The sequence below is a fragment of the Streptomyces sp. Rer75 genome (genome assembly GCF_013414305.1).
In the GTDB taxonomy this organism is placed as follows: domain Bacteria; phylum Actinomycetota; class Actinomycetes; order Streptomycetales; family Streptomycetaceae; genus Streptomyces; species Streptomyces himastatinicus.
In genome coordinates, this window is record NZ_CP058693.1 from 4231484 (window position 1) to 4251306 (window position 19823).

13 protein-coding genes and 1 pseudogene are annotated in these 19823 nt (G+C 73.5%); 7 read left to right on the plus strand and 7 right to left on the minus strand.

What is annotated here, in order from left to right; translation table 11 throughout:
- Positions 1-115: 115 nt before the first annotated feature.
- Both HYQ63_RS17585 and HYQ63_RS17590 read right to left on the minus strand, forming a co-directional pair.
- Positions 116-1732 (minus strand): L-lactate permease, encoded by a 1617-nt coding sequence (locus tag HYQ63_RS17585; protein ID WP_179934809.1) that lies wholly within the window; start codon positions 1730-1732, stop codon positions 116-118.
- 170 nt (positions 1733-1902) lie between these two features.
- Positions 1903-2364 (minus strand): DUF3499 domain-containing protein, encoded by a 462-nt coding sequence (locus HYQ63_RS17590; RefSeq protein WP_179934810.1) that lies wholly within the window; start codon positions 2362-2364, stop codon positions 1903-1905.
- 272 nt (positions 2365-2636) lie between these two features.
- On the opposite strand from HYQ63_RS17590, the gene HYQ63_RS17595 reads away from it, so the two are divergent.
- The gene (locus tag HYQ63_RS17595) at positions 2637-3149 is read left to right on the plus strand and encodes a metallopeptidase family protein (RefSeq protein ID WP_373689106.1); all 513 of its coding nucleotides are present in this window, start codon (positions 2637-2639) and stop codon (positions 3147-3149) included.
- Positions 3150-3205: 56 nt separating this feature from the next.
- Here HYQ63_RS17595 and HYQ63_RS17600 read toward each other — a convergent pair whose 3' ends face one another.
- The 3 genes from HYQ63_RS17600 to HYQ63_RS17610 all read right to left on the minus strand — a co-directional run bounded on the left by HYQ63_RS17600 (position 3206) and on the right by HYQ63_RS17610 (position 9055).
- Positions 3206-4732 carry a DUF5719 family protein gene (locus HYQ63_RS17600; RefSeq protein WP_179934811.1) on the minus strand — a complete coding sequence of 509 codons (1527 nt, stop codon included), beginning with the start codon at positions 4730-4732 and terminating at the stop codon, positions 3206-3208.
- Positions 4729-8550 carry a glycosyltransferase family 2 protein gene (locus HYQ63_RS17605; protein WP_179934812.1) on the minus strand — a complete coding sequence of 1274 codons (3822 nt, stop codon included), beginning with the start codon at positions 8548-8550 and terminating at the stop codon, positions 4729-4731. Before HYQ63_RS17605 ends, HYQ63_RS17600 begins: the two co-directional genes overlap by 4 nt.
- 241 nt (positions 8551-8791) lie before the next feature.
- Positions 8792-9055: a WhiB family transcriptional regulator gene (locus tag HYQ63_RS17610; protein WP_004952403.1), complete on the minus strand. Its 264-nt coding sequence runs from the start codon at positions 9053-9055 to the stop codon at positions 8792-8794.
- Between the two features lie 640 nt (positions 9056-9695).
- On the opposite strand from HYQ63_RS17610, the gene HYQ63_RS17615 reads away from it, so the two are divergent.
- The 4 genes from HYQ63_RS17615 to HYQ63_RS17630 all read left to right on the plus strand — a co-directional run bounded on the left by HYQ63_RS17615 (position 9696) and on the right by HYQ63_RS17630 (position 14506).
- Positions 9696-10220, plus strand: a complete 525-nt coding sequence (locus HYQ63_RS17615) for a cysteine dioxygenase family protein (protein WP_179934813.1) — start codon at positions 9696-9698, stop codon at positions 10218-10220.
- A gap of 155 nt (positions 10221-10375) precedes the next feature.
- Positions 10376-11338, plus strand: coding sequence for a 2-phospho-L-lactate transferase (gene cofD / locus HYQ63_RS17620; protein WP_179934814.1), 963 nt, complete (start codon positions 10376-10378; stop codon positions 11336-11338).
- The gene (locus tag HYQ63_RS17625; protein WP_179934815.1) at positions 11335-12741 is read left to right on the plus strand and encodes a coenzyme F420-0:L-glutamate ligase; all 1407 of its coding nucleotides are present in this window, start codon (positions 11335-11337) and stop codon (positions 12739-12741) included. Before cofD ends, HYQ63_RS17625 begins: the two co-directional genes overlap by 4 nt.
- 856 nt (positions 12742-13597) lie before the next feature.
- Positions 13598-14506, plus strand: a complete 909-nt coding sequence (locus tag HYQ63_RS17630; RefSeq protein WP_179934816.1) for a DNA-3-methyladenine glycosylase — start codon at positions 13598-13600, stop codon at positions 14504-14506.
- A gap of 270 nt (positions 14507-14776) precedes the next feature.
- On the opposite strand, the gene HYQ63_RS17635 is transcribed toward HYQ63_RS17630, so the two are convergent.
- Both HYQ63_RS17635 and HYQ63_RS44750 read right to left on the minus strand, forming a co-directional pair.
- Positions 14777-15877 (minus strand): sugar phosphate nucleotidyltransferase, encoded by a 1101-nt coding sequence (locus HYQ63_RS17635; RefSeq protein WP_179934817.1) that lies wholly within the window; start codon positions 15875-15877, stop codon positions 14777-14779.
- A gap of 72 nt (positions 15878-15949) precedes the next feature.
- Positions 15950-17375 (minus strand): annotated as a pseudogene (locus tag HYQ63_RS44750) (peptidoglycan recognition protein).
- Between the two features lie 117 nt (positions 17376-17492).
- On the opposite strand from HYQ63_RS44750, the gene HYQ63_RS17650 reads away from it, so the two are divergent.
- Together HYQ63_RS17650 and HYQ63_RS17655 are read left to right on the plus strand one after the other, a co-directional pair.
- Positions 17493-18236 (plus strand): TIGR03089 family protein, encoded by a 744-nt coding sequence (locus HYQ63_RS17650; RefSeq protein WP_179934820.1) that lies wholly within the window; start codon positions 17493-17495, stop codon positions 18234-18236.
- 233 nt (positions 18237-18469) lie between these two features.
- Positions 18470-19606 (plus strand): LCP family protein, encoded by a 1137-nt coding sequence (locus HYQ63_RS17655; RefSeq protein ID WP_179934821.1) that lies wholly within the window; start codon positions 18470-18472, stop codon positions 19604-19606.
- Positions 19607-19823 lie beyond the last annotated feature (217 nt).

The window sequence follows — 19823 nt, forward strand, 5'->3', positions numbered from 1 at the left end:
CACGGACAGGATCCGCGGACGGTGTCCACGGATCTCAAAACCTACCCTTCCGACCTGGGCGGCAACTGTGAGGCCCATCGCGCGCGGCGCGCGTCATGGGCCGCGCGTCATCGGCTCACGGCAGCATCCAGCCCAGCAGGAACGACGACTGCGCGACGACGATCAGGCACATCAACAGCAGCAGCCCCAGGCTCCACGGCAGCACCTTCCGCAACAGATCCCCCTCACGTCCCTTGAGCCCCACCGCGGCGCACGCGATGGTGAGGTTCTGCGGGGAGATCATCTTGCCGAGGACGCCGCCCGAGCTGTTGGCGGCGGCGAGCAGGTCCGGCGAGAGCCCGGACTCGCGGGCGGCGGTGACCTGGAGGGCGCCGAAGAGGGCGTTGGCGGAGGTGTCCGAGCCGGAGACGGCGACGCCGAACCAGCCGAGCACCGGGGAGAGGAAGGCGAGCCCGGCCCCGGCCGCGGCGACGAAGTGGCCGATGGTGGCGGCCTGCCCGGAGAGGTTCATGACGTACGCGAGGGCGAGCACCGAGGTGACCGTGAGGATCGCGTGCCGCAGCTCGCGCACGGTGGCCGCCCACTCCCCCAGCGCGTCGCGCGCGGCGACCCGCAGGACGCCGGCGGTGGCGATGCCCGCGAGCAGGACGAGGGTGCCGCCGGTGGCGAGCAGCGGCAGCGCGAAGAGGTTGCCGCTGACCGGCTCCCCGTCGGGGTTGGCGACGTCCAGGAACGGCCAGTCGACGGTGCGGGTGGCCTCGGCCAACAGGTCCTTGACCGGGCCGATCTGGGCGATGGAGAAGATCGCGACGATGAGCGCGTACGGGGCGTAGGCGCGCAGCACCTCGGGGCGCGGGTCCACGTGGTCCAGGTCGTCGCTGCGCACTCCTGTGAGTACGGCGGCGCGCACCGGCTCCTCGGCGGGCCGCCGGGCGGCGGGTACGGCGACGAGCGCGGCGGCGCCGATGAGCGCGGCGGCGATGTCGGCGAGTTGGACGGAGAGGTAGTTGGAGACGGCGAACTGGGCGACGGCGAAGGCGGTTCCGCAGGCGAGCGCCGGCACCCAGGTCTCGCGCAGCCCGCGCCGCCCGTCGACCAGCACGACGAGCAGCAGGGGGACGACGAGGGCGAGCAGCGGGGTCTGCCGTCCGACGACGGAGGCGACGGATTCCAGCGGCAGCCCGGTGACTTGAGCGAGCGTCACCACCGGGGTGGCCATGGCGCCGAAGGCGACGGGCGCGGTGTTGGCGACGAGCGCGACGACGGCGGCGCGCACCGGGTCGAAGCCGAGCGCCACGAGCATGACCGCGCAAATGGCCACCGGGGCGCCGAATCCCGCGAGGGCCTCCAGCAACGCGCCGAAGCAGAAGGCGATGACGAGGGCTTGGACGCGGGGGTCGTCGGAGAGCCGTCCGAAGGAGCGGCGCAGGACGTCGAAGTGATCGGTGCGGACCGTCATCCGGTACACCCAGAGGGCGTTGACGACGATCCACATGATGGGGAAGAGCCCGAAGAGCACGCCCTGTGCGGCGCTGGAGAGGGTCTGCCCGAGGGGCATCCCGTACGGGAGACAGGCGACGAGGACGGCGACGGCGAGGCCGATGGGCCCCGCGTAGTGGGCGCGCATCCGCACCCCGCCGAGCAGGGCGAGGACGGTGAGGAGGGGGAGGGTGGCGACGAGGGCGGAGAGGGTCAGCGAATCGGCGACGGGCTCCAACTGCTGCACGAACACACGGGCCTCCTGGGGAATCCTGGAAGTCCACATCCGTGATGCGGAAATGGAGGACTCGGGGTCCAGGAATGGTCTGTCCGTGACGAGTTCGCGTCAATGCCCTGGAGGGAAGTGATCGACTGGTGCCGGAAAATTGTCCGCGCGGCGGGCGGGAGATGACGGGCGAAGCGTCAGGATTCCGGTGAGCGCAGCACCCGCAGATGACCGCGGCGGGCCACCTCCCGGGGGTCGGCCTCCCGGCCGCTCTGTCCGCCCCCGCCGACCGAGCCGGACGCTCCGGATCCGCCCGCCGCTCCGGCCGCGCGCTCCTGGGGGCGGGCCGCCTCGCGCACCGCGTTGGCCAGGGCTTCGAGATCGTCGCTGCTCGGCCGGGCCGGACCGGTGTCCACGGCCAGCCGGACGACCTCCCAGCCGCGCGGGGCGGTCAGCCGCTCCGAATGCTCCGAGCACAGGTCGTAGCAGTGCGGCTCGGCGTAGGTGGCCAGCGGTCCGAGAACCGCGGTCGAGTCCGCGTAGACGTACGTCAGCGTCGCGACGGCGGGGCGGCCGCAGGCGGTGCGCGAACAGCGACGTACAGGGCTCACGACGTTGGACGGTACCGCACTCTTGAGCGGGCCGCGACGACTCTCCACCAGCTCACTCCGCCGTGTCGTCCCGGTTCGCCCCGTGCACCCGATACGTGCACTTCCCGGCTGACCAGCGCGGACATCGGGACGGCCGAGAGCCGCCGCGGATGATTCCGGTCAGCACTCGAACCGAGAGGGGTCATCCTCGAGCAGAGAAGCAAGCCAAGAGAAGTCCGTTTATGGACGCAAGCATGGCCGAAATGTTCATTAAGTGACATTGGACATGGCTGTCCAGTAAGCACGTGGCGGGGGCGGGGCGACGGCTACCCTCGTGAGTGATGACCAGGCCCGTACCGTCCGACCAGCCCGAGCCGCGTCCCCGGCGCCGCGATCGGCACGGCCGGGGTATGCGCGGTCCGATTGCGCCGCCCCAGGTACCGCTGTCGGTCAGCCGCGCCGAGTCCTTCATCGATCTTGTGCAGGACTCGGCGGAGCGGCTGGAGAGACGGTGGCCACAGCTGTCGGGAGTCGACTTCACGGTGCTGGAGGTGCCGGTCACCGGGGTCGGCGGGGGTGCCGACGCGCCGTCCGGGCACGGCCTCGACGGCCATCCGCCGCACGGCCCCGGCCTCACCGACGGGTGGGACGGTGAGTCCGTCCCCCTCGGGCGCTTCATCGCGGCGCGCGGCGACGCGCCCGACCGGATCGTGATCTACCGGCGCCCGGTGGAGATCCGCACCAAGAACCGGGACGAGCGCGCCCTGCTGGTGCACGAGGTCGTGGTCGAGCAGGTGGCCGAGCTGCTGGGGCTGGAACCGGAGTCGGTGGATCCGCGGTACGGGCAGGAGTAGGCGGTACGGGCAGGAGTGGGGCGCGAGCCGGACTCCTGCCGCGCCCCACTCACCCCCTAGCGGTTCAGGACCGAGAGGTCCTGCGTCGCGTGCGGGACCTCCACCGTCCCCCGGTCGTCCGGCAGGGACTGGATCGTGAAGGCCGGGACGTCGCCCTCCGGGAGGGACAGCATGCGGGAGGCGTGGACCGGGCCGCCCGAGAGGCGTTCCACGGTCACGGCGTACTGCCCCTTGGCACCGGACGGCTTCGGCGGGGCGACCGCCTTCGTGGTGCCTCCCTTGACCGTGTAGGTCTCACTGGCCGGGGTGCCGCCCCCGCTGCCCGCCGAGGCGGTGACGCGGACCTTCGCGGTGCCGCCCGGGGCGACCAGGGAGAGGACGGAGCCCTTGGTGCGGTTGTCGGCGGCGGTGGCGGAGCGTTCGATGGCGCCGGTGGCGGGGATGAACGCCGTCTCCTGGTCGCTCCCCTTGCCGCGGGTGACCTGGAGCCCGGCGACCACCGGGGTGGCCGGGCCCTCGCTGTCCTCGGGGGCGAGCAGCAGCGAGCCCGGTTCGCCCTTGGTGACGTCGCCGAGGTCGATGGCCGCGCTCATCCCGCTCTTGACGTGCAGGGACTCATGTCCGGCCGGGGTGATCGAGCTGGTGGGCCCCGCCAGCCGCACCTTGAGGTCCGCGTCGTTCGCGCCGGGCGCGAAGACCACCAGCCGCGCCGAGGTGGCGTCGGACGGTATGCCGGGGATCGCGACGCTCGTGGCGGGCACCGCGGAGGCCGGGATCCAGTCGCCGCCGCGCTTCTCGTCGATGGCCTGCACGGCGGCGCCGACCCGTCCGCTGCGGGCCGTCACATGGAGGGAGACATCGGTGGACCGCTGATCGGTGAGGGTGGAGAGCAGGACGGGGACGGTGGACCGGCCCGGGACCGTGATCGACTCGTCGCTGGCGGGCTTGAGGCGGCCGTTCGGGCCGTACATCGTGAGGTCCACCTCGGCCGCCCGGTCGTCCGGGTTGGTCAGATGGACGAAGTCCTGCCGGTCCTTGCCGGTGGACGCTCCGGCGAACCAGAAGTCGGTGTCCGGGGCGGTGCACGCGGTGCCCATGAGGCCGCGTCCGCTGCCCGCGTCGATCGCGGTGGTCTGCTGCACGGTCCAGCCGGGCGCGAGCGGGCCGTCGGCGGTGCCGATGAGCGCGGGGGCGCCCGAGCGGTCGGTGTCGGTGGTGACCGGCGCGCCGGGGCGCTTCAGCGGCAGGACGGGGTCGTTCTTGCCCTTCCCGCCCTGGGGATCGTCCTCCTCCGACACCTCGTCAGGGGTGCTCTCCGCGGGCAGCAGTTCGGCCTTCGCGGTCCCGCCGCCCGCCGCGCCGCCGCCGCTCCGCTTCGGGGTGTACGCGGTGTACGTCGTACGGCTCACGTCGGAGGAGCTGGGCGCCGGGCACAGCAGCGTGGAGCGCTGGACGGGCAGCCGGCTGGCGGCCTTGGCCGCCGTGCCCGCGTCGTCCGACGGGCCGCCGGTGAGGGTCGCCACGCCGGTGACGGCGGCCAGCGCCGCGGCCGTGCCGATCAGGGACAGGGTGGTGCGGTTCATCGCTGCTGATCGCTCCCGTCGCGGCGGCCCTCGGGGTCGGCGCCGCCGTACGTCGTGTCGCCCTGGGCGGGGTACGTGCCGTCGGGGTAGGGCTGCTGCTGGTCGTAGGCGTACGGATCGGCGTACTGACCGGCGGCGTACGGATCGGGGGCGTACGCGTCGGGGTACGGGCCGCCCGCGTACGGGTCCGCCGGGTACGGGGCGTCCTGGTACTGCCCCTGCGGGTACGGATAGCCGCCCGGGTACTGGTCGGCCGGGTACTGCCCGTATCCGGCGTCGGCGTACGGCGCTTGCGCGTCCCACTGCCCGTACGGCTGCGCTTGCGGCTGCTGGTCCGGCTGCGGCGGTACGAACGGCTCCGGGATGAACACCGGCGGCTCGGCGGGCGGCGCGGGCGGCGGGGGCGGCGGGGTCGCGTCGGCTTGCGCGCCGCCGTCCGCCGGAACGTCCCGCGGCGCCTCCGCGGCCTGCGCCGCATCCGCGGCGGCCCGCAGCCGCCGCGCCCGGCGCCCGTCGCCCGCCAGGTCCTCGGCGGTGATGGCGGTGGCGGCGGCCTCCGCCTCGGGCAGGTCGTCGTCCACGTCACGGCGGCGGCCCGGCAGCGCGAGCACCAGCAGGACGACCGCGAGCAGCCCCTGCGCCCAGACCCACGCGGTGTGGGCGATCGGGGTGTCGTACGTCAGGTCGAGCCGCCCGCCGTTGGCCGGGAGTTCGAAGCCCTGTGCCCAGCCGTCGAGGGTCTTCGCCGTCAGCGGCTTGCCGTCGAGCGTGGCCTTCCAGTCGGCGGTGGCCCGGTCGGCGAGCCGCAGCACACGCCCGTCCGCACCGTCCGGGATGGTGGTGTGCGCCTCGACGGGACCGGCCGCCACCGGCACCGGCGCGGCCGACGTCCCCGTCCCTCCCCTGGAACCGGGCGGGACGATGGAGACCCGCGCGACGCGTTGGTCGAGCCGCCACAGGGTGCCGTGGTCGTCCCTGCTGAGCTGGGTGAGGCCGGGCGTCGCGTTCAGCACGCGCGTCATGTCGCGCGGGGCGCCCTGCTGTGCGTACACGTAGCGCACCGCGTAGGCGCTCAGCCGGGTGGTCTGGTCGGCGCCGGAGCCCGCGACCAGATGGGCCACGACGTCGTCGAGGCGGGTGTCGGCGCCGCCCGCGGCGGCGAGTTCGCCGTCGCCGAGCCGGGCGCCGGAGCCGCGCACCAGGGCGTAGTCGGTGCGGGCGTCGCTGCCGGTGAGCACCAAGGTGCGGGCCTGGTCCCGGGTGGCGCTCTCGGCCGCCACGAACGCCGGGACCTGGGAGGGTTCGCGCCGTGACAGCGGGCCGTCCGCGCCGCTGACCATCCAGCTGACGGCGGCGTACAGCGGGGCGGCGGCCGAGGCGACGGCGATGATCAGCGCGACCGGCTGGCGCCAGCCGAAGCTCTGCGCCGCCACGCGCTCCTTGGCGCCCTCGGCGCCGACCACGGCGGCGGTCAGCAGCGCCAGGCCGTAGACGAGGGTCGCGGGCCCCGCCCAGGCGGAGCCGTTGCTGAACGCCGCGAAGAGGAACCCGGTGAGCGCCACGACCCAGGCCGTACGCACCGTCAACTGCCGTTCGCCGCGCATCAGTGCGGCCAGCGCGGCCAGTACGAAGCCGAGCAGCAGCAGCGTGCCGCCGCCCTTGGGGCCGCCGGGGCTGAGCGCGAGCAGGTCCAGGGCGGACGCGGCACCGCTGCCGCTGTCGAGCCCGGCCTCCTTCAGGAAGCGGACCGGATCGGTGAGCAGATCGACCGACCAGGGGGCGAGCACCAGCAGCGGGGTGAGGACGACGGCCAGGAACCGCAGCCCGTACGCCACGAGCGGCTCGCCCTGCCGGTACCGCAGGACGAGCACACCGGCGGACAGCAGCAGCGCGATCGGCCAGACGACCGGCGTGAACGCCATGGTGAACGTCAGCAGCAGCGCGTACGCCCATGCCGCGCGCCAGCTCGGCAGCCTGCCCTTCGTACCGCCCGCCCGGAAGCCGCCCGCGGCGGCCGCCGCCCGCGCCATCAGCGGCAGCAGGACGGCCAGCACCGCGGTGCCGAGCCGCCCGCCCGCGAGCGCCCCGGTGGCGGCCGGGAGGAAGGCGTACGCGACGCTCCCCCACGCGCGCAGCAGCCGGGACTCGACGAGCGGCCGGGAGGCGAAGTACGCGATGAACCCGGCCAGCGGCACCGAGCAGACCAGCAGCAGGGTGAGGGTGAACCCGGTGCTGCCCAGGAAGACCGTGGCCAGTGCGGCGAGGGCGGCGAGATACGGCGGTGCGCTCTGGGTGCCGCCGGTGCCGACCGGGTGCCAGCCGTCGACGTAGCTCGCCCAGAGGTCGGTGACGTGTCCGGGGGTGGGCAGCAGATCGCCGCCCGCGAGCGCGCCGGTGCCCAGCAGCTCCCGGCAGGCGACCAGCGAGACCAGCAGGAGCACGGCGAACAGCACCGGGCCCGGCTTGCGCGCGATCCGCTTGACGCGCGCGAACTGCTCGATCTCCAGGAAGTCGGCGTCGTCGCCGGTCGGCCCGGACTCCACGGCCCCGTGCCGGCCGCCCGAGGACAGCTCGGGCTCCGACCGTCCGCCGATGTTGCTGGCCACCTGCTCGACCGTCGCCCGCACGGTCGCCCCGGAGGGCGGGAAGAGCGGCCGCAGCTCGCTCGCCTCGGTCGCCGGGCGGCCGCGCCGTTTGCGCGCGGCGCTGATTCTCCCGGGCCGCAGCAGCACGCCGGACAGGCCCGTGACCTCGTCCAGTGCCTGGCCCGGCACCTTGCCGACCAGATAGGCGAGGGTGCGCAGCAGGGTGCCGAAGACGACCCGCAGCATCACATAGGGCAGCAGCGCGCCCCGGGTGTTGACCAGCAGGGTGTAGACGGCACCGGCCTTGTCGACGCGGTGCGGGCTGGCCACCGAGCGGCCCACGCAGTCGATGGGGCGCCGCTCGCGCGCGGACGCCTCGGCGTGCCGCAGGGAGGCGTCCGGCGCGATGAGCACCTGGTGGCCCGCGGCGTGGGCGCGCCAGCACAGGTCGACGTCGTCCCGCATCAGGGGCAGCCGGGAGTCGAAGCCGCCCAGCTGCTCCCATACGTCGCGGCGCACCAGCATGCCCGCGCTGGAGACCGACAGCACCGGCCGCACCTGGTCGTGCTGGCCCTGGTCCTGTTCGCGCCGCTCCAGACCGGTCCAGCGGCGGCCGCTGCGGGCGATGCTGACGCCCACTTCGAGCAGCTGCTTGCGGTCGTACCAGCCGCGCAGCTTGGGGCCGATGATCGCGGCCTCGCGGTTGGCCAGCAGCTCGGCGTCGGCGACCCGCAGCAGCTCGTGGAGCGCATCCGGGGCGGGCGCGCAGTCGTCGTGCAGCAGCCACAGCCACTGGATGGGCTCGCCGTGCGGCAGCTCCGGCATGTCGTACGCGTCGTCGCGCCAGACGCGGTTGACGGGGTCCCAGCCGCTGGGGCGCTTGAGGTACGGCAGCTCCTCGGGCCCCAGCACCGGGGCGCCGCGGACGGCCTCGGCGACGGCCGTACCGAAACCGCTGCGGCGCGCCAGGTGCAGGACCCGGTCCTCGCCGAGGGCTTCGGTCAGCAGCCGGGCCGACTCGTCGGCACTGCCGGTGTCGGCGGCGACGACGCCCTGCACGGGCCGCTCCTGGCCGAGCAGGCCGGACAGCGCGTCGGGCAGCCAGCGGGCGCCGTCGTGGGAGACGAGCACGGCGGTGACGACATGGCGCGGGAACTCAGGTGCCGGTTGCGCGGCGGCAAATCCGGCGGAGGCGGCCGGGTGTGGGGCCGCCGAGTGGCTGTGCACGGACATCGAGGTACGGGCCCCGGTTCGCTGGACTGCGGTGGACGAGCCCGCCCCAGGGGGACATTGGCGCGCCTCGGACGGGCCCCCACACTAACGGCTGCGTACGCAGGCGTCCGCCCGCCCGTCACCCGGCCACCACCCCTCATGGAGACGCTTCGCGTCACGGGGTTGATCGTCTACCGACGGGGGACGGACCGCGTGCTCCGCCGTGAGCTGTGCCGATGTGGCCGGACCGCGGCCTTCTTCGTCAGACCGCGGCCTTCTTCAGGCGGCGGCGCTCCCGCTCGGAGAGGCCGCCCCAGATGCCGAAGCGCTCGTCGTTGGCGAGGGCGTATTCGAGGCATTCGGACCGGACCTCGCAGGCCAGGCAGACCTTCTTCGCCTCGCGCGTGGACCCGCCCTTTTCCGGGAAGAACGATTCGGGATCGGTCTGGGCGCACAGTGCGCGCTCCTGCCAACCGAGCTCCTCGTCCGCCTCTTCGACCAGCAGTTGCTGGAACAACTCGGTCATGTGCGCCCCTCGTCTGTTTTTGCGTCCCCGGTGCCGTCCCCGTGCCCTGGTGCCATGGGTCAAACCGGCAGAACGACACGTGTGAAATTACAAGTGCGCCGATCCGGGCCAGTCAAGCCGAGATCTGCTATTGGGCCTCTTATTCACTCTGCGGAACCAAGGCTGCGCGGAAAGTGTTCAAATCGGCCTAAACGCGACACGTTTCCCTCAGCTGTCCCCGGCGTCCCCAGTTCCTCATCGCTCTCACCCGTGAAGGACGCCGTGAACGCCGTTCCCGTTGCACACACGTTCTCGTTGCATCGGGGGCCGATGCTGCGCCACCTCTCCGACTAACGCGGGAACAAACCTTTCTGCCTCCACATCGACCGGATGAGGTGAACGAGGGCCGCCGAACGGGAGATCAAGTTGACAGGAGGGCGGGGACCCGCTGTCCTTGTCCTCATGTCAGTGACCCACGCGCCCCAGTCGACCCGTGCCCACGGGTTCCGCTGCGCCGTGCAGGCTCGCTGTCGCTGTTCCAGCTGTTGATGCCCCTCTGAGCTCCAGCTTTCTCCTCTCGCGTCTCTTTCGCGTCTCCCTGCGTCACCCCGCACAGCTCCGCTTCGCGCACCACCGCGCTTCTCCGCCGAGGAACCCCCACATGAACAGCGACGTCCAGATCGCCGGTGACCCGCTCGCCATCCCGCATCTGCTGCCGCCCGCACCCGCGCACCCCACCACCGTCTCCGGCTTCGCCGGACTCGCCCGTGACATCGCCGCCGACCGCGACGGCTGGGCGCCGCTCGTCCGGTACGACGCCACCACCCGCTGGTACCACCGGCTGCGCACCGGCCCCGGCTATGAGGTCTGGCTGCTCAGCTGGGTGCCCGGCCAGGGCAGCGGAGCCCATGACCACGGGCGCTCCTCGGGCGTACTGACCGTGCTCCAGGGCGAGTTGACCGAGCGCGTGGGGACGAACAGCGGCGCACGGCACACGCTGCGCGCCGGCGCGCAGCGCGTCTTCGCGCCCGGATACGTGCACGACGTCGTCAACGACGCGCTCGAACCCGCCGTCAGCCTGCACATCTACTTCCCCGGCCTGACCGAGATGCCGCTGCACCCCACCCAGACCGCCGGTACGGCCGCGGAGACGGCCGCCCCCGGCCCCCTCGACGTCCTGCGCTGAGCCCGCCCCGCACGGTTCCGTTGTCCGAGCCGACTGCAAGGCCCTCCCGTCGCCCACCACCACCCTCAACGGATCAGCCTTCGGCTGACAGACTGCCCTCCCGTCGCCCACCACCACCCTCAACGGATCAGCCTTCGGCTGACAGACTGTCCTCCATGCGCATTGTGGTTCTGGCAGGCGGCATCGGCGGCGCCCGTTTCCTTCGCGGTCTGATGTCGGCGGTTCCCGACGCCGACATCACCGTCATCGGCAACACCGGTGACGACATCCACCTCTTCGGCCTCAAGGTCTGCCCCGACCTCGACACCGTGATGTACACGCTCGGCGGTGGCATCCACGAGGAGCAGGGCTGGGGCCGGGCCGAGGAGACCTTCGCCGTCAAGGAGGAGCTGGCGGCGTACGGCGTGGGGCCCGAGTGGTTCGGCCTCGGCGACCGTGACTTCGCCACGCACATCGTCCGTACGCAGATGATGAGCGCCGGTTACCCGCTCAGCGCCGTCACCGAGGCGCTGTGCGCGCGGTGGCAGCCAGGGGTGCGGCTGCTGCCGATGACGGACGACCGCGTCGAGACGCACGTCCTCATCGACGACCCCGAGGGCGAGGGCCGCAAGGCCGTCCACTTCCAGGAGTACTGGGTCCGGATGCGCGCCTCCGTGCCCGCCCACGCCGTGGTCCCCGTCGGCGCCGACCAGGCCAAGCCCGCGCCCGGCGTCCTGGAGGCCATCGCCGACTCCGACGTCGTCCTCTTCCCGCCGTCCAACCCCGTCGTCAGCGTCGGCACCATCCTCGCCGTCCCCGGGGTGCGCGAGGCCATCGCCGAGGCCGGGGTGCCCGTCGTGGGCCTCTCCCCCATCGTCGGGGACGCGCCCGTGCGCGGCATGGCCGACAAGGTGCTCGCCGCCGTCGGCGTCGAATCGACGGCCGCCGCCGTCGCCAAGCACTACGGCTCCGGGCTGCTCGACGGCTGGCTCGTCGACGAGGTCGACGCCGGGGCGGTCGACGAGGTCGAGTCCGCCGGGATCCGCTGCCGGGCCCTTCCGCTCATGATGACCGACACCGAGGCCACCGCGCGCATGGCCGCCGCGGCGCTGGCGCTGGCCGAGGAGGTCCGGGCATGAGCGGATCGCCCTCCCGGGAGACGCCCTCGTACCAGGTCTGGGCCCTCCCCGGCCTGCCCGAGGTGCGGTCCGGCGACGACCTCGCCAAGCTCATCGCCGACGCCGCGACCGCCGACGGCCTGCCGGGGCTCGCGCACGGCGACGTCCTGCTCGTCACCTCGAAGATCGTCAGCAAGGCGGAGGGGCGCGTCGTCGCGGGCGACGACCGTGAGGCCGCCATAGACGCCGAGACCGTACGGGTCGTCGCCCGGCGCGGGCGCACCCGCATCGTCGAAACCCGGCACGGCCTGGTCATGGCCGCCGCCGGGGTCGACGCCTCCAACACCCCGGCCGGCACCATCCTGTTGCTCCCCGAGGACCCCGACGCCTCCGCCCGCGCCATCCGGGCCGGACTGCGGGACGCGCTCGGCGTGGACGTCGGCGTCATCGTCACCGACACCTTCGGGCGGCCCTGGCGCACCGGGGTCACCGACGTCGCCATCGGCGCGGCCGGGGTGCACGTCCTGGACGACCTGCGGGGCGGCACCGACACGTACGGCAATGCGCTGAGCGTCACCGTCGTCGCCACCGCCGACGAGCTGGCCGCCGCCGGAGAGCTGGTCAAGGGCAAGGCGGACGGCCTGCCGGTGGCGGTGCTGCGGGGGCTGCCGCATGTGGTGGCCCTGGATGCGGACGCCGACGCCGACGCCGATGGGCCCGGCGCGGACGGGCCCGACGCCGATGGGCCCGGGGCGGGCGGGCCCGACGCGGGGGCGCGGCCGCTGGTGCGCGGTGCCGCCGACGACATGTTCCGGCTGGGCACCTCGGAGGCCGTGCGGGAAGCGGTGACCCTGCGCCGTACGGTCCGCGAGTTCACCGACGAGCCGGTGGACGGCGCGGCGGTGCGGCGCGCCGTGGCCGCCGCCGTCACCGCGCCCGCGCCGCACCACACCACGCCGTGGCGGTTCGTGCTGCTGGAGTCGGAGGAGTCGCGGGTGCGGCTGCTCGACGCGATGCGGGACGCGTGGATCGCGGACCTGCGGGGTGACGGCTTCTCGGAGGAGTCCATCGCCAAGCGGGTGCGGCGCGGTGACGTGCTGCGCAAGGCGCCGTACCTGGTGGTGCCGTGCCTGGTCGCGGACGGCGCCCACACGTATCCGGACCCCCGGCGGAACGCGGCGGAGCGGGAGATGTTCGTGGTGGCGGCCGGAGCCGGGGTGCAGAACCTGCTGATCGCGCTGGCGGGCGAGCGGCTGGGGTCGGCCTGGGTGTCGTCGACGATGTTCTGCCGACCGGTGGTGCGGGAGGTGCTGGGCCTGCCGGAGGACTGGGACCCGATGGGCGCGGTCGCCGTGGGCCACCCCGCCGCCGCGCCCCCGGCGCGGCCGGAGCGGGGCGTGGACGGCTTCGTGGTGGTGCGGTAGCGCTGCGCTCGCGTTGCCGTGGTGGGCCTGGGGTTGTGGGCCCGGGGCGCGCGGGGTGGGGGTGCGCGCCGGTGTGGGGGTTGTGCGGGTGCGTTTTCGTGGTGCGGGGGCGTGGGGGTGCGGTCGGTTCGGTGGGTGGTGCGGGTGCGGGGCCTCCGGGGCAGGGTCCTGGACTCGTATATTTTTTGGCGCCGGTGCCCGGAGACGTGGGGTGGGCCGGAATTGGGCGCCACAAATATACGGAACGTCCAGGACCCCACCCCTGCGACCCCGCCCCCTCCCGCCGTCGGCGGCCATCGGCCGGTGGCTCCGGGCCCGGTCCGGCTCCAGTTCGCCCGGCGGCGGGCGACTGGGCGGGGGTGGGAGCGCCCCCGCCCCCTCCCGCCGTCGGCGACCACCGGCCGATGGCTCCGGGCCCAGTCCGGCTCCAGTCCGCCCGGTGGCGGGCGACTGGGCGGGGGTGGGAGCGCCCCCGCCCCCTCCCGCCGTCGGCGACCACCGGCCGGTGGCTCCGGGCCCGGTCCGGCTCCAGTCCGCCCGGCGGCGGGCGACTGGGCGGGGGTGGGAGCGCCCCCGCCCCCTCCCGCCGTCGGCGACCACCGGCCGATGGCTCCGGGCCCGGTCCGGCTCCAGTCCGCCCGGTGGCGGGCGACTGGGCGGGGTGGGAGACCACCGGCCGATGGCCCCGGGCCCGGTCCGGCTCCAGTCCGCCCGGCGGCGGGCGACTGGGCGGGGGTGGGCGCGACCCCGCCCCCTCCCGCATCGTCGCCGTCACCGGCCCGGTGGCGGGCGGGGGTGGGAGCGACCCCCGCCGGGTCCCGGCCGTGGGCTACCGGGCAGGGCTTAGGGTGGCGGCGTGGTGGGACGTCGTGTGTGGGTGCCTTCCTGCGCGTACGACCTCGCGCGGAACCTCGGTGTGCTCCAGCGGGGGCCGGGGGATCCGGCATTTCGCGTCGACGCGGAGGGGGCGTTCTGGCGGGCCAGCCGGACCCCGGCAGGGCCCGGGACCCTTCGGATCGCGCGGGACGGCAATGGGGTCGAGGCCCGGGCCTGGGGGCCGGGGGCCGAGTGGCTGCTCGACCATCTGCCCTCGCTCCTCGGCGACGACGACGATCCGTCCGCGTTCACCCCACGGCACCGGCTCGTCCACGAGGCGCACCGCCGGAACCCCGGACTGCGGCTGATCCGGACCGGGCTGGTGCTGGAGTCGCTGATCCCCTCGATCCTGGAGCAGAAGGTCACCAGCGACGAGGCGTACCGGGCCTGGCGGTTGCTGCTCCAGCGGCACGGTGAGCCCGCGCCGGGGCCGATGGAGCGCCTGCGGGTCATGCCCGATCCGCGTACCTGGGCGCTGATTCCGTCGTGGGAGTGGCACCGGGCGGGCGTGGACGGCAAGCGCTCGGCGACGATCCTGCGGGCCGTGCGGGTCGCCCGGCGGATGGAGGAGGCCGCGGCCATGGATCTCGACGCCGCGTCACAGCGTCTTCAGCTCGTCCCGGGCATCGGCCCCTGGACGGCGGCGGAGACCCTCCAGCGCAGCAACGGCACACCGGACGCGATCACGGTCGGGGATCTGCATCTGCCCCGCATGGTCGGCTACGCGCTCACGGGGGAACGCGGCACGGACGACGCGGCGATGCTGGAGCTCCTCGCGCCCTACGCCGGTCAGCGGCACCGGGCGGCCCGGCTGATCCTGCTGTCGGGCCGGGCGGCGATGCCCCGGCGCGCACCGCGCTTCTCGGTACGGGACTTCCGGGCGATGTAGCGGGGCGACTCGGGCCCAGGCCAGGGGCCGGGGCCACCGGTGGGGAGTCGCCAGTCGACGGGAGGGGGCGGGGTCGCAGGGGTGGGGTCCTGGACGTTCCGTATATTTGTGGCGCCCATTTCCGGCCCACCCCACGTCTCCGGGCACCGGCGCCAAAAATATACGAGTCCAGGACCCTGCCCCGGAGGCCCCGCACCCGGCACCAGCCACCCCAGCAACCGCGCACCCCAGCAACCGCGCACCCACAAGCAGAACAGCCGCACCAAGCGGTTACTGGTCGGAGGAGAACCGCACCGCGCCCGGCGGGATGTCCACCCCGCACCACACCCGCGCCCCGTCGCGCAGTTCGTTGTCCGGGCCCACCAGCGCGCCGTCACCGACCACGGCCCCGTGCAGCACCGTACGGGCGCCGACCCGGGCCCCCGCGCCGATCAGCGAGTCGCGGACCTCGGCGCCCTCCTCGACGACGGCCCCCTCCAGCACCGTGCTGCCGTCGATGCGCGCGCCCGCGCCCACCCGGGCCTGCGGCCCGATGACCGTGCCGCCGGTGAGCTTGGCGTCGCCCGCGACGGTGGCGGTGTCCAGGACGAGGCGGTCGCCGCAGCGGCCCGGGACGGCCGGGGAGGGGGCGCGACCGAGGACGAGGTCGGCGGAGCCGCGGACGAAGGCCTGCGGGGTGCCGAGGTCGAGCCAGTACGTGGAGTCGACCATGCCCTGGAGGTGGGCGCCCGCGGCGAGGAGCCCGGGGAAGGTTTCGCGTTCGACGGAGACGGGCCGGTCGGCCGGTATGGCGTCGATCACGGAGCGGTTGAAGACGTACGCCCCCGCGTTGATCTGGTCGGTGACGATCTCCTCGGGGGTCTGCGGCTTCTCCAGGAAGGCGGTGACCCGGCCGTGCTCGTCGGTGGGCACGAGCCCGTACGCGCGGGGGTCGGTGACCCGGGTGAGGTGGAGGGAGACGTCGGCGCCGGTCCGGCAGTGGGTGTCGACGAGGGCGCGGATGTCGAGGCCGGTGAGGATGTCGCCGTTGAAGATGAGCACCGGCTCGTCGGGGCCCGAGCGCAGCCGGGAGGCGACGTTGCGGATGGCGCCGCCGGTGCCGAGCGGCTCCTCCTCCGTCACGTACTCCAGGTGCAGTCCGAGGGAGGAGCCGTCGCCGAAGTACGGTTCGAAGACCTCGGCCAGGTAGGAGGTGGCGAGCACGATGTGCTCGACCCCGGCGGCGCGGGCGCGGGCGAGTTGGTGGGTCAGGAAGGGGACGCCGGCCGCCGGGACCATCGGCTTGGGAGTGTGCACCGTCATCGGGCGCAGCCGCGTTCCCTTGCCGCCGACCAGGAGGATCGCTTCCGGCGTTGCTGGCGCTTTGGTCACGTAGTCTCTGCTTCCTGCTCTGGCTCCCCGTGGTCGGCGGCCAGTGTATGCAGAAGCCCGGACCGCGCCTCGTCAGCGCCCCTGGAGCCGGGCGGCTGTGCTGCGTACGGAGCTGAGCTTGCTGTACAGGCGCTGTCCGGGGCACTCGGTGGCGAAGCCGTCGCGGTGTCCGGAGATGACGCGCAGCTTCACCCTGACGCCCTTTTTGTACTTGTTGCCGCCGCCGGACACCAGATGGGTGGTGCCGCGTGGATTCCGGTTGAAGAGGCCGAGTTTCCACGCGGTGAGCTTGGCGATGGCTCTGACGGCCTTGGCGGAGGGCTTCTTGGCGGAGTACGTACCGAGGACGGCGACGCCCATGCTGTTCTGGTTGAAGCCGAGGGTGTGCGCCCCGAGTACGGCTTTGGTGACGCCTCCTGCGCGGCCTTCGTAGATGTTTCCGCACTTGTCGATGGTGAAGTTGTAGCCGTAGTCGCGCCAGCCCATGCTCTGGACGTGGTAGCGGTAGATACTGCGCAAAACGGAGGGAACTTGGGCGCAGGTGTAGCTGTTGCCCGTGACGGTGTGGTGGATGAAGGCGGCTTTGACGGACTTGCTGTAGGCATAACCGCTTTCGCGGATCTTCTCGTTGGCGCCCCATCCGGCGCGGGTGATGATGCGCGGCCGGGGCGCGGTGTGGCGGGCGGCGCTCGATCCGGCCTGGCCGGTGGGGAGTTGGGTGGTTGTGGACGGGCGCGGGGTCGGGGTGGCGGGCCGGGCGGTGGGGTGTGACATCCCCACCGGGGTGCGGGCCGCCGGTGGCATGCGGGATGGCGGTGGGGTGCGGGATGGCGGTGGGATGCGGGCCCGGGTGAGTGGGATGCGGGCCCGGGTGAGTGAAATGCGGACCCGGGTGAGTGGGATGCGGGCCTGGATGAGCGGGATGCGGGCCCGGGTGAATGGGGTCGGGGTGGGCCGGGGGTGGTGCGGGGGCGGCGCCGGGGTTGACGAGTTCGAGGCGCAGCCCGGCGGGGAGGGCGGCCGGTGCGGCGCCGGTGGGCCGGGCGGCGCGGACGCGGGCCTGGACGCCGTCGGAGTCGCCGACCCACAGCGGGGCGGTGCCGCCGCGCGGATGGCCCGCGCCGCCGTCGGAGGCGCCGGGGGCGGGGTCGGGCGCGTCGTCGTGGTACGCCCGGAGGTCGCGCCAGGCGGACCACACCCCGGTGCGGGCGGCACGGGTGCGCACCTGGAAGCGACCGCGGAGGTCGTCGGAGGCGTCGTTCCAGACGGCGCCGACGAGGGAGAAGGGGGGTACGTCGCGGGCGGCGAGCCCCCGGTCGCCGCCGGGTGCGGCCATGCCCCGGTCGAGTGGGAGGCCGAGCGGGCGCAGGGGCAGCGACTGGGTTCCGCCCATGAGGTGGGCGCGGTCGGCCCGGGCCTGTGCGGCACCCAGGGCGGACGGGAGGGTGAGGGCGGCGGTGCACACGACGCCGACCGATGATGCAAGGAATCCACGCATGATGAAAATCCTGTGCATATCGTGACACAAGTGTCTATTCGGACGCGCGGTGAGCGGCCGACTGGAACAGTCGGCCGACCCCCCGGCGGGGCGCGTCGGGCGCGTACCCTTGCGCGGATGAACGCCACCGATCGCACCCCCGCCGACCTGCTGCGATCCGCGCTCGCCGCGGATCCCGCGCGCCCCCTCGTGACCTTCTACGACGACGCGACGGGCGAGCGCGTCGAACTCTCCGTGGCCACATTCGCCAATTGGGTGGCGAAGACCGCCAATCTGCTCCAGGACGACCTGGCCGCGGCCCCCGGCGACCGGGTCGCGCTGCTGCTGCCCGCCCACTGGCAGACCGCGGTGTGGCTGCTGGCTTGTGCGTCGGTCGGGGTCCTCGCGGACGTCGGCGGCGATCCGGCCGCGGCCGATGTGGTGGTGAGCGGGCCGTCCACCCTGGAGGAGGCGCGCGCGTGCTCCGGGGAGCGGGTGGCGCTCGCCCTGCGCCCCCTGGGCGGCCGGTTCCCGCAGCCGCCGCAGGGGTTCGCCGACTACGCCGTGGAGGTGCCGAGCCAGGGCGACCGCTTCGCGCCGTACGCCCCGGTGGACCCGGACGCGCCCGCGCTGGCCGTGGGCGGGCTGGAGCTGACCGGCGCGGAGCTGGTGGAGCGGGCGCGCGCGGACGCGGCAGCGCACGGGCTCGCCGCGGGCTCCCGGGTGCTGTCGGGGCTGCCGTACGACGGCTGGGAGGGGCTGTCGTACGGGCTGTACGCGCCGCTGGCGGCGGGCGGCTCGGTGGTGCTGTGCCGCCATCTGGACCAGTTGGACGAGAAGGGGCTCGCGGAGCGCCGGGAGAGCGAGCGCGTCACGGTGTAGGGGCCCTTCGCCCCGGACACCCCCCGAGGAAGCCCACGGCCCGGCAGTCCGCCCGACCCCCGTCCGGCGGACTGCCGGGCCGAGCCCGCGCGCCCCGGCGTGCACCCCGCGCGATGATCGACGGATACGTACAACCATGTGCGGGGTTCGTATGTCTGTCCCAATGATCGGCCCAGCACGCGAGACCGCTCCCGTCCGCTGCCGGGCGAGAGGCGGGGTGGGAGGACGCGGACGTGACGACTGACGGCCAAGAGCCGGCGCCGAGACCAAGACGCCGCTGGCTGCGCGTGGTCGCGCTGGGCGCGACCCTGCTGGTGCTGTCGGTCGCCGCGACGGGGTGGTGGTTCTACGAGCGCCTCGACCGCAACATCCGCACCGACACCCGGACCGCGGACGAGCTGCGGAAGTACGAGGCCGAGCGGCCGGTGCCGGTGGTGCGCGACGCGCAGAACATCCTGGTGATCGGCTCCGACGACCGGGGCGGCAAGGAGAACGGCAAGTACGGTCGGGACACCGGCACCCAACGCTCGGACACCACGATCCTGCTGCACCTCCAGGCCGGGGGGAAGAGCGCCACCGCCGTCTCCATCCCGCGCGACCTGATGGTGGACGTCCCGGACTGCGACCGGCCGAAGGGCGGCGGCCGACTGGCGGCCCGGTTCACCCAGTTCAACTGGGCGTTCGAGTTCGGCGGCGCGGCCTGCACGATCCGTACCGTCGAAAAGCTCACCGGGATCCGGGTGGACCACCACGTCATCGTGGACTTCAGCGGCTTCAAGAAGCTGGTGAACGCGGTCGGCGGCGTGGAGGTGTGCCTGACCGAGCCGGTCGACGACGATGACGCACATCTGCAACTGCCCTCGGGCCGTCAGGTCCTGCACGGGGAGAAGGCGCTCGGCTATGTCCGCGCGCGCTACTCCATCGGTAACGGCAGCGACACCGAGCGCATCGCCCGGCAGCAGGAGTTCCTCAGCTCCCTTGTGAAGAAAGTGCAGAGCAATGGTGTGCTGCTCAATCCGGCGAAGCTGTATCCGGTGCTCAGCGCGGCGACCTCCGCACTGACCACGGATCCGGGTCTGGACACCCTCAAGGACCTGTACGCCCTGGTGCGTGGGGTGCGGGACATCCCACGGGAAAGGATCGGATTCCTTACGATTCCGCGACAGCCGTATACGTACAACAAGAACCGTGATGAACTCGTCCAGCCCGATGCCGACCGGCTGTTCCAGCAACTCCGCCTGGATCGCCCGGTGTCGGTGACCCGCACCGTCACGGCCACCAACGGTGAGGACCCGGGCGGTGGGGACCCCAAGGGTGTGGACCGTACTCCGTACCAAGGGACCACGGCGGCTCGCGACGTCTGTGGCTAAAGGCCGGCAAAGGCAAGGCCAGGGCTCGTGAAGAATCTCGAAAGGATTGGGCAGATTGCCCAGTTGTAGGGAAGTGGAATTTGTCACCGGCGTCGCTTGACGCGGATCCGGGCGGATAGTGTGAGCGATCCGGTGCGCTCCGAGATGTGACCGCGCACTGTATATGAAGACGGACCGAGCGCCTTGAGGGGGAGGCGCCCGCGTGGCACCGACGGAG

Bases quoted from the DNA above. Each gene is read 5' to 3' on its own strand.
- HYQ63_RS17595 (WP_373689106.1), top strand. From the start codon at position 2,637: ATGACCAGGCCCGTACCGTCCGACCAGCCCGAGCCGCGTCCCCGGCGC.
- HYQ63_RS17600 (WP_179934811.1), bottom strand. From the start codon at position 4,732: ATGAACCGCACCACCCTGTCCCTGATCGGCACGGCCGCGGCGCTGGCC.
- HYQ63_RS17605 (WP_179934812.1), bottom strand. From the start codon at position 8,550: ATGTCCGTGCACAGCCACTCGGCGGCCCCACACCCGGCCGCCTCCGCC.
- HYQ63_RS17610 (WP_004952403.1), bottom strand. From the start codon at position 9,055: ATGACCGAGTTGTTCCAGCAACTGCTGGTCGAAGAGGCGGACGAGGAG.
- HYQ63_RS17615 (WP_179934813.1), top strand. From the start codon at position 9,696: ATGAACAGCGACGTCCAGATCGCCGGTGACCCGCTCGCCATCCCGCAT.
- cofD (WP_179934814.1), top strand. From the start codon at position 10,376: ATGCGCATTGTGGTTCTGGCAGGCGGCATCGGCGGCGCCCGTTTCCTT.
- HYQ63_RS17625 (WP_179934815.1), top strand. From the start codon at position 11,335: ATGAGCGGATCGCCCTCCCGGGAGACGCCCTCGTACCAGGTCTGGGCC.
- HYQ63_RS17650 (WP_179934820.1), top strand. From the start codon at position 17,493: ATGAACGCCACCGATCGCACCCCCGCCGACCTGCTGCGATCCGCGCTC.